This window comes from Vibrio sp. T11.5 (genome assembly GCF_027587155.1).
Taxonomy (GTDB): domain Bacteria; phylum Pseudomonadota; class Gammaproteobacteria; order Enterobacterales; family Vibrionaceae; genus Vibrio; species Vibrio neptunius.
The window spans coordinates 1-1,826 of the sequence record NZ_JAPPTP010000054.1; the positions used below are offsets into that span (position 1 = coordinate 1).

1 protein-coding gene is annotated in these 1,826 nt (G+C 51.4%); it reads right to left on the reverse strand.

The genetic code is table 11. From position 1 onward, the window contains the following. Nucleotides 1-1,826 (reverse strand): hypothetical protein (locus tag OH455_RS23115; RefSeq protein ID WP_269982925.1); only part of this gene is annotated, 1,826 nt, incomplete at both ends.

Consider the following 1,826-nt stretch of genomic DNA (forward strand, 5'->3'; position numbering starts at 1 on the left):
GAACACGTTGAGTTTTTCTTGCCTGATGGTCCCTTGCCCTTGCGCCACTAAGTGTTGCAGTGGTTGAGGTAAAGGTAAGTGGTAGCGGCACAGGGTCGGCTCATTTTTATCGCGTGTTACTTGGCCGCTGAATAAGGTGTGAGCGGTAAAGTTCTGATAATCCGAGGGCGGAAAGCCGCTTTCGATGCTCAGGGTCACGGCTTCATTGGCATAAGCGTTGGGCAGCAGAATTGTCATTTCTTGTTTAAAATGGACGGTCGCGCTGTGGCTTGACTCCGCTCTATCAATACGTCGCGCAGTGGTGCGAAACTGGATTGACGGCTGGTTAAGCAAAGCCAGTAAGGCGTGATATTCATCTGCGGCACTGCGGTTAAAGTCTGGTTCTTTGCCCCATATTGAATGGCGCAGCCAGGTTTCCAGCGGGGTTCGTTTAGTCAGCAATAGCAGTATAGTTACTGCCGCATACAAAGCCGCGCCCCAGAAGTTAATGGCTAACATCCAACCTTGTAATACTTCACCGACGAATATCAGGCCTAAACGAGTTCTTAGCGAGTTGTAGACCAATCCACCCCAACTCATCGCCTGTATTCCGAGTGCGACAACTTTAGCACCCAGTAATGCTTTCTCTAACGAACTTTTTGATGCTGAGTAATCTTCTACGACTTGCCAGCCTTCTAGACCAGCGGCGAGCACCCCTGCAGCGCCGGCAATCAGTGAGTGAGCAATATAGCGCTCCACGTTAAGCATATCCGCAATCTTAAAAGCGCTTTTTGCCGCTTTTATCTGTTTGAGAGAGGTGGTCATTAGGTCACTATTAGACTGAATTTTACGCAGCGATAGCCCTTTTAGCACCGCACCTGTGTTATTAACAAACCACGCGATACTGTAACCTACGGTGGTTTGTTGGCGACGCGTATCCGGGTAAGGGGCCGACTTTTCCATCTCTTGCAGAGTTTGTATTTGTGAGGCGATATTAATTAGGTTGAGGGACGCAACCACCAAATCTGTGCCGCCAAGGCGATCAAAGGCATGGCTGACCGAGCTCGCGGCGTTGCTGAAAGTGTATTTGCCCACGGTTTGGCTCCGATATTCGCTGAATACCGGTGGGATAGACTCCACATAGCGACTGATCTGTTTGTTTATCTGACGTAACGACTTCGACATTCGGCGATAGTCTGGCGAGTCAGCAGGGAGCTTGGACAAGGCTATATTGGTACTGTGGGCTTCCATTAACAACTGGTGGTAACGCGCATTGGCCGCTTGGGTTTGAGCGCTCAGGCCCTGGTTAAGAAACACCTTACCCTGACTCAATTGAGCTTGCCCCCACAGCGACATCGCCATGGCGCGGCGCGCCGACAAACCCGGCAGTTTCATCACGCGGTTAATGATACGAAAGCGCAGTATTTGTAGGCTGCGCACCGCTTTATCTCCTTGGTCTTTGACCGCCTGTGTGGCCTGATTGATTTGCCTTTCAAGGGGGATAAGTAAGCTCTTCGTCGCCGTAAACAAGGCCGAATTGGGGTCGCTGAACCCGATCACATCGTTAAACGCCGAGATAAACCCGCTGAGCGGGATACGCGTTTGACCAGTAAAGTCAGAGAGGGTCACGCCCTTGAGCAGTTGATCGGTGGCGGCATAAATCTCCGACGAGAAACCGTACACAGCCAAGCCTAATAAGTTATCCGGTTCGGTGAGCAATTCATCGATGCTGTCGCTCAACTCGGGCACCTGTTGGGCACTCAATTCGAGTTCATTGAGTACCGCATCCATCAGGGTACTTAGCACTAGGTGGTGGGCATGCTCACCGACGTCGAGACCAAAGCGCC